Below are 8,660 nucleotides of genomic sequence, written 5' to 3'. Positions count from 1 at the left end.
ATTGTACAAATCTTCATTAAGAGTTCTAAAAAGCAAATTCCAATGCCAGTTCGCCCTTATACTAAAATATCAACATTCACTTAAAACATAGCCTTATTAAAAGTTCAAAATTTGCTCAATGAATAAAATTTAATTTATATTTTAAATAACCGTATAATACCTATACACGCTTAAGAAAATTAATAAACTGTGTAATTTTAAATTTAAATATGAACTAGACTAAATTTTATAGAAATAATAATAAGCTAACAGCCATTAGTATCATACCGCCTACTAGTCCATATATTGAAAGATGATGTTCCCCATATTCTCTTGCAGAGGGAAGAAGTTCATCAAGTGATATAAAAACCATTATACCAGCTACTGCTCCAAAAATAATACCTAATACCGCATTACTAATAAAAGGCATTAAGATTAAATATCCGATAATAGCTCCTAAAGGTTCAGATAATCCAGAAAGAAAAGAATATACAAAAGCTTTTTTCTTATTACCAGTAGCATAATAAACAGGAACTGATACTGCGATACCTTCTGGTATATTATGAATTGCAATAGCTACGGCTATTGGAACTGCTATAGATGGAGATTGAAGGCCAGAAATAAATGTTGCAAGCCCTTCAGGAAAATTATGAATTGCAATAGCTATTGCAGTAAATAATCCTGTTCTTAAAAGTTTGTTATTTGAATTAACTTTATTTGCATTTAAGTCTTCAACTTTATATATATCATGTGGATTTTCTCCAACTGGAATAACTTTATCAATAAGTGCTATAGTAAGCATTCCTCCAAAAAATGATACTACAGTAAGCCAAGAACCAGTCTTTATTCCAAATTGTTCTGTAAGAGCATCTTTAGCTTTAAAAAATATTTCAATCATTGATACATAAATCATAACACCTGCTGAAAAACCAAGACTTATAGAAAGAAATTTAGTATTAGTTTTTTTAGCGAAAAAAGCAAAAGCACTTCCTATGCCTGTACATAATCCTGAAAAAAGAGTTAATGAGAAAGCAAATAAAATATTATTCAATATAATCCCTCCTTTGTAAAAACAATATGTATAATTCAATTGATATTCAATATCAATTGAATTATATTTTATATTATAACTAATTAAAGAATTTTAATCAATAAGATTATTTTATTAAAAAAGTTAAAAAATGTTGAAATTTGGTTTTGTATATGGTATAATTCAATAAATAAGAAAATTAAAAAACATAGATTTTTTGGCCTTTATACTGTGGTGTTGCGCCATGGTGGAGATTTGTCAGACACACATCATTAGGTTGCGCGCAATTCGCTACGCTACCAATACTGTGCACATTAAAAATCGATCCTTCGGTTATGTGACAGTATTGGTGCTACGCTGAAGTGTCACAACCGAATATAAGAATTGTTAGCAAGAAATCTATGTGGTTGTAAAGAGACTATCTTTTATTTTTATAATAAAGATGGTCTTTTTTTTAATAAAGTACAGATAATATATATTAAAGAATGATAAAACAAAGTTGATAATAATTTAATAAATGAATTTTTAAAACAAGCTGAAAAGAGGATATTGCTATGAAGGTAATGACTTTTAATTTGAGATGTGATTTTATTTTAGATTTTAATAATAGATGGGGTGAGAGAAAAAACTTAGTGTTTGATATAGTAAATAAATATGATTGTGATATTATAGGTACTCAAGAAGTAACTAAGAAAATGTTTAAAGATATATATAATAATATAAATACATATACTATTGTAGGCAATCCAAGAAGTAAAAAATTGTTTTCAGAGAGAAATGATATTTTGATTTCCAAAAAACATAAGATAGATAATTATAAAACATTTTGGCTATGTGATAATCCAGAAAAGATAGGAAGATCAAGATGGTATTCAATGTTTCCAAGAATCTGCACAACAGCCATAATTGAATTAGAAAATGGGAAAAGAATACGAGTTTGTAATTCGCATTTAGATTGTCTTTTGCCACAAGCAAGAGCACATGAACTTAAAAAGATTGCAGAGTTTATAAAGAAAGAACAAGAAAAAGAAGAACTTCCATTAATAATTATGGGAGATTTTAACGCTAGTCCTAATAGTAAATTAATTAAGAATTTTATAAATGGAGATATTTTCAATAAAAGACTTGTAGCTGTACAAGATATGAATAAGTCATTATATAATAAAGCTACTATGGGTCATTTTAAAAATAAAGAAAAGGGATCACATATAGATTATATATTTGTATCAGAAGAGTTTGAAATAATTGATGTAGAAATAGTAAAATATAATATTAATGGTAAATATCCATCAGATCATTATCCTTTGATGGCTGAGATAAATATTAAATAAAAAATAACAGTAGGTAAATTTATAATAAGTACAAATTTACCTACTGTTATCTTTATTCGCCTTTTGTATCTTTAGCTAGTACAATAGTTGCAGTTAATATTAATGCAGCTCCAATTACTAATTCAAAAGATAAATTTTCACCAAGAAGCAATACACCAAAAATTATGCTGACTATTGGTTCAAAAGTTCCTAAAATAGATGTTGATGAAGTTCCAATTAATTCAATAGCTTTAAGTAATAAAATTATAGATACTATAGTGGAGATTAATGATATTCCTATGTATGATCCTACTATTTTAGTATTAAAACTCAATACTATTGATTTTGTAAATAGACCATATGTAACCATACCTAGAGTAGCCCCTACACACATATATAAAGTTGAAATTTTATTATCTACTGATTTTATACAGTCAAGTCCTAATACAATTAAATTAATTGCATAAGCTACTCCGGAAAATAATGCTAAAAATATTCCTAATGTACTTAATGATTTACTTTCAAAAGCAACAAGAGAATAAACGCCTATGCCTGAAAGAAATAATGATATTATTTTTCTTTTACTAATCTTCTCTTTAAGAAAGACAAAACCAATAATACATACAATTGCTGGATATATAAAATGAAGAGTAGTAGCTAGTCCAGCACCTAAATAATTATAAGACATAAATAAAGTTTGTGTTGTAATAGTGTATGCAATAATCCCAATTGCTAATAAGATTAACATGGGTTTTCTTTCAATTTTAATTTTAACTTTTTTATATAAAAGATATATAAATATACTTATTGATGATAATAAAAATCTAAATATTATGACCGTTGTCGGATTAGATCCGTTTTTGTAAGCTATTGATGCAAATATAGGCATGAGCCCAAATGCTACAGATGATAAAATAGCATATAATAGTCCTCTATATGTATTCAAAAAAAGTCCCCCTCTTGATTTTGATAAAACTAATTAAAGATTATGTTTTTAAAGTAAATGTTAACATCATACTTTATAGATTATAATTAATTTTATTTTTATAATCAACAAAAATCGTAATACTATTAAAGTTAATATTAAGATTATTGTATAAATATTAATTTATAGCTTAGAATTATGTAGTACTAAAAGAAATTTTCTTTTCATATTATATAATATAAGATTTGAGGAGGAAAATTTTATGAATGATGCTTATGTCTTTAAAGAGGAAAATAGATATGAGAAGTATTGTGAGACAGTAAATATAGGAGACATAAATGCTAACTTTAAACCAAAAGAGTTTATAGAAAAATTTATAAAAAGCAATTACAACATTAAGAAGATAAATCTGAATTACACAGTATTTCTTGGAACAAATACCTTGGAAAATGGGAAGAAAATAGACTATTATTACAAACCATATATAATTTTAGAAAAAGATTTAGAAGAAAATTATGAAAATTCAGTTCAAAAAATATCCATGGCTGATATGAAGATAGCATCTGAAGAAGCACAAATAAGAAAAAATGACTTTATAGCTGATTATACTTATACTAGAGCAAAAAGTGATATAAGGCGTAGTGTTGTTGAATATGAAGAAAATCCATTGTTAGTTAAAATTATAGATAATGTTATTTATAATTATGAAAGAAAATTTATGAGAGAGCTAAAAATAATATCTATTGAATCATTTTTTAATAAAATAGTTCAAGAAGGTGAAATAGAAGTTAAGAATATATATAACACGTATGTAAAAATACACAATACATCGTATTATAAAGAGAAGTTTAGAAAAATACCTTCATTTAAAATAAGTAGAATAGGAATGGAGTATTTTTATAGTAAATATTAGCTTTTAAAAGACTATTAGATTAAATCTAGTAGTCTTTTAAAAGCTATTACACTTATTTTGAAAAATAAATGTAAAGAGATGTATAATATTTACGATAGATACATTATAAGTAGATTTAGCTATTAAGAATAATAATTTTAAAGAATTTATGGAATGTTTTTTGGGAGTTACTCATAATTGTGGAATATAAAAATAAGTAAATAAATTTAGATAGTTATATTTAAAAGTATAATTATATAGATTAAAAACTCATAATATATTTAATCAAGAAATAGACTATTTAATTCAAAGATACAATAATAAGGGGATATTAACATATGAGTAAAGTTGTTAAAAGAGGATATGTAGCTACTGATGAAAAAGAGTTTAATGAAAAATCACTTTTAAAATTATATAAGGCTGGACAGGATTTATATTATCTTTTAAATCAAGGATATAACATAAAAAGTGCCTCGGTGTTTATAGGAAATCATTATCTATTATCTGAACGCCAAAGATTAGCTTTAGTAAGAGCTGTTTCTGCAAAAAATAGAATTTTAATCAGAAAAGCTAAAGAAATTAAAGGCAATTTAGATGGATGTGTTGTAAATATAGATGGATTTAACACCATAATAACATTGGAAGTTGCATTATCTAATTCATCTTTATTAAAATGTATGGATGAAACAATTAGAGATTTGGCAGGATTGAGAGGCACATATCGTATAATAGATAAAACTGAAACAGCAATTACACTAATTGGAAAAATGTTAGAAGAAAATAAAGTGAGAAAAGCTATTTTTTATTTGGATGCGCCAGTATCTAATTCAGGAAAGTTAAAAGAAAAAATATTAGAATTATTAAGTGAGTTTAATTTTGATTTGCAAGTTGAAAATATCAACAATGTTGATTCAATATTAGAAACTTTAGATAATGTTATAACAAGTGATGCAATTATTCTTGATAAATGCAAAAGTTGGCTTAATTTAAATAAAAAAATTATAGATAATAACATTAATGACTATACATGTATTGACTTTTCTTTATTAAATGATTGTAATAAAGAGATGTAAAATTATAAGTGTTACTCTATAGATATTAAAACATATCTATAGAGTGTTTTTTTTTATAATATTTTTTCCTTAATATTATTTTTATTACATGGGCATAATATATGTGAAGCAAATTATCATTATAAGGAGGAATATTTATGGAACATAAAAGAAAAACTTCAGATAGTAATAGTGCTTTGAATTGGTTAACAAGATTAGCACTAGTTGTAATCATTTTAGGAATAACATCATTTTTAACACCAGGATTTAGTATTAATGGATTATGGTCATTTTTATTAGCAGCGGTTGTAATAACGGTATCAGATTATGTAGTAGAAATGTTTATGGGAATTGATGCATCACCTATTGGAAAAGGTGTAAAGGGATTTATAATTGCTGCTTTAATAATATATTTAGCACAATTTGTAGTTCCTAATATGAGAGTATCTATGATTGGAGCATTATTAGCATCTGTAGTTATTGGGATTTTAGATGCAGTATTGCCTGGAAGGGTAATGTAAAAATAAATATTAATTTACAAAATTAATTAGGACTCTAAAAATAGAGTCCTTTTTATTGTTTAATTAAAATAAATTCATTAATAGTAACATTTGTTACATAATTAATTGAGTAAAAAATGTATACTGTAAATTACAGCAAAACATTAATTCGTCAAAAATTATTAATATATTTTATATAGATTGTTTTTATATGCATTTGAATATTTAATGTACTATATAGGACATGATATTTAATATAATAAATTATTCAATATTGGAGGAAAAGATATGAGTTTATTTTTAGGAAAAATTCATTTTTGGTTATTTAATAAGATTTTATGGTTTGAAGGATTAGAAAATGAAATAATTGATGTTGCAAAAAGCCAAGGATTAGATATTTCAAAATTACAAAGAGAAATTGAAGGTAAGTATGGAGATAAGCTACCGAATAAATCTCTTAATGAAATTATAGATACAAGTAATATTCATGGATGGTTACAAGAAAAGATACATTCATCAGAAGGAAGAGTAGCGGCTTGGACGACTATCATAATAAATAATAATATAGAAGCTAAAACAAAACTAGAACAAGTGTATATTAATCAAGGGATCATGGCAGCAAAAGAAGTTAAAGAAGAGGGATTTATCTTAGATAGTGCAGAAGATATATTTAACAAAGTAAATGATTATATATTAGATGGAATGCCATGTGACAGAGTAAATGAAATTATAAATAGTAATGAAAATTTTGTGGAATGGACTAGAAGGAGTTGCGTACATAAAGAAATTTGGGATAAAGAAAATGGTGATGTAGACTACTTTTACTTTTTAAGAAGTTTATGGATTAAAGCTTTTGTAAATGAAATAAATCCTGAATTTGAGTATATAGAAGAGATCACTGGTATAAAATCTATAAAAAGAAAATAAGAATTTTTGTAAAAAGGTAGATGACTTATGTAAAAGTTATCTACCTTTTTGAAGCATGTTATATTTAAATGTCAATTTTACTTATTTGTTTATATTATTAACCAATTTATTTTTAATCTAAATCCAACATCTTTAATATGCAAAGTACAATAATAGCATATATTTTTACCAGGTTATTATTATATTAAAATTGCTGCAGAGCTAGGTAAATACAAGAGTTATATAGGTTGAGGAATGATAATAATAATATTTAAAAATCACTTGGTAAAATTTTTATAATGTGTTACTATTACTGTATTAGAGGAATTTTAACATTTTAAGAATGGCTTATTTTCAATGGATTAACATTAACATGAGATGTATTTAAATTTTAAATAATATAAATTATTCAATTGATATTGCTGGATTAACATTAACATGAGATGTATTTAAATTAAATATATATGTGCTTAGAAAAGGAGAAAGAAAGATTAACATTAACATGAGATGTATTTAAATCTTTCTTCTATAGAGACAGTTCTTTCTCTGCAAAGATTAACATTAACATGAGATGTATTTAAATGCTGATGAAATGGCAAAAACTAAATTAGATAATTTAGATTAACATTAACATGAGATGTATTTAAATTTGTTATTTACTTGGACATCAATTTGAATATTATTTGATTAACATTAACATGAGATGTATTTAAATTTTCTAATTCTGAAATTGTACATTGCATAGCTTGAGATTAACATTAACATGAGATGTATTTAAATATTTTTTCATCTTGAAATAGTTTTTGTATTGTTCCAGATTAACATTAACATGAGATGTATTTAAATTAGGCAGATGAAACTGTTCCATTTGCTTCAACTAACGATTAACATTAACATGAGATGTATTTAAATTTTAGATGGTGAATCTATTACGGGATTAAAAGACCAGATTAACATTAACATGAGATGTATTTAAATATGTCAGGTGTACTTGCATTAATGAATCAAGGCGGGGATTAACATTAACATGAGATGTATTTAAATTTTAATTTTAAATAATCTAATACTAAATAATCAGATAGATTAACATTAACATGAGATGTATTTAAATTATAAAGCCATATTAACTCTAGCTCTACATCTTTTAGATTAACATTAACATGAGATGTATTTAAATGTACCAAATACAGTTGAAATAATGTCTGCTCTTTTGATTAACATTAACATGAGATGTATTTAAATAAATAAATTGAATAGTTGGATTAAAACAGGTGCTAAGATTAACATTAACATGAGATGTATTTAAATCCTCCTATTCTTCATCTATAGGAATTAATATCCTTAGATTAACATTAACATGAGATGTATTTAAATGCATAGAATATATTGAGAAAGTATTTACTTTTTTCAAGATTAACATTAACATGAGATGTATTTAAATGAAAATAATAAATGATACAACTAAAACTTCCCAACAGATTAACATTAACATGAGATGTATTTAAATGATTTAGGAGAGACAATGAAATATGCAGCACCAGTGATTAACATTAACATGAGATGTATTTAAATGAAAGACCTCAAAAATCAGAGCAAACAAATGAGGGGATTAACATTAACATGAGATGTATTTAAATTATAACCTCTTGGTAATGTATCTCCTGTATTAACGCGATTAACATTAACATGAGATGTATTTAAATATTTAAAGTATTCCCTTGGTCTAATGTACTAAAGGATTAACATTAACATGAGATGTATTTAAATAGCGAATACTAGCAAGGATCAATTTAAAGTATTCCCGATTAACATTAACATGAGATGTATTTAAATGCCCAATTATTACTTGGATTAGTAAACCATGCTCTAGATTAACATTAACATGAGATGTATTTAAATGCGTGTCCAACAGATACTATTAATGTTTTAACTCGATTAACATTAACATGAGATGTATTTAAATACGTGATGCTTGGCTATCTAGTGGCAAGTCAGAAGCGATTAACATTAACATGAGATGTATTTAAATTTAAGAATAGGCAATTTAAAAATATCTGTAACAGGAT

The 8,660-nt window shown here is 25.2% G+C and carries 7 protein-coding genes and 1 CRISPR repeat array (1 of these 8 only partly in view); of the genes, 5 read left to right on the top strand and 2 right to left on the bottom strand.

All coding sequences use genetic code 11. From position 1 onward, the window contains the following. Positions 1-226: 226 nt before the first annotated feature. Positions 227-1,030, bottom strand: coding sequence for a zinc transporter ZupT (zupT, locus tag RGC78_RS08525; RefSeq protein ID WP_252212175.1), 804 nt, complete (start codon positions 1,028-1,030; stop codon positions 227-229). 533 nt (positions 1,031-1,563) lie between these two features. Here zupT and RGC78_RS08520 point away from each other — a divergent pair. Beyond that, positions 1,564-2,340: an endonuclease/exonuclease/phosphatase family protein gene (locus RGC78_RS08520; protein ID WP_309556463.1), complete on the top strand. Its 777-nt coding sequence runs from the start codon at positions 1,564-1,566 to the stop codon at positions 2,338-2,340. 52 nt (positions 2,341-2,392) lie between these two features. On the opposite strand, the gene RGC78_RS08515 is transcribed toward RGC78_RS08520, so the two are convergent. Further along, positions 2,393-3,265 carry a DMT family transporter gene (locus RGC78_RS08515; RefSeq protein ID WP_309556462.1) on the bottom strand — a complete coding sequence of 291 codons (873 nt, stop codon included), beginning with the start codon at positions 3,263-3,265 and terminating at the stop codon, positions 2,393-2,395. Between the two features lie 241 nt (positions 3,266-3,506). Here RGC78_RS08515 and RGC78_RS08510 point away from each other — a divergent pair, with 241 nt between their 5' ends. The 4 genes from RGC78_RS08510 to RGC78_RS08495 all read left to right on the top strand — a co-directional run bounded on the left by RGC78_RS08510 (position 3,507) and on the right by RGC78_RS08495 (position 6,615). After that, positions 3,507-4,157: a hypothetical protein gene (locus tag RGC78_RS08510; protein ID WP_252212178.1), complete on the top strand. Its 651-nt coding sequence runs from the start codon at positions 3,507-3,509 to the stop codon at positions 4,155-4,157. A 317-nt stretch (positions 4,158-4,474) separates the two neighbouring features. Beyond that, positions 4,475-5,209 carry a DUF434 domain-containing protein gene (locus RGC78_RS08505; protein WP_309556461.1) on the top strand — a complete coding sequence of 245 codons (735 nt, stop codon included), beginning with the start codon at positions 4,475-4,477 and terminating at the stop codon, positions 5,207-5,209. A gap of 137 nt (positions 5,210-5,346) precedes the next feature. Next, the gene (locus RGC78_RS08500; protein ID WP_252212180.1) at positions 5,347-5,709 is read left to right on the top strand and encodes a phage holin family protein; all 363 of its coding nucleotides are present in this window, start codon (positions 5,347-5,349) and stop codon (positions 5,707-5,709) included. Positions 5,710-5,976: 267 nt separating this feature from the next. Further along, positions 5,977-6,615 (top strand): hypothetical protein, encoded by a 639-nt coding sequence (locus RGC78_RS08495; RefSeq protein WP_309556460.1) that lies wholly within the window; start codon positions 5,977-5,979, stop codon positions 6,613-6,615. A gap of 339 nt (positions 6,616-6,954) precedes the next feature. Beyond that, positions 6,955-8,660: direct repeats of the CRISPR family, unit length 30 nt; unit sequence GATTAACATTAACATGAGATGTATTTAAAT; it runs 5,065 nt beyond the window's last position.

The organism is Clostridium aquiflavi (assembly GCF_031344075.1).
Classification (GTDB): Bacteria; Bacillota; Clostridia; order Clostridiales; family Clostridiaceae; genus Clostridium; species Clostridium aquiflavi.
Note: the sequence above shows the minus strand (reverse complement) of the source record. Positions and strands in the feature narration are given on the sequence as shown.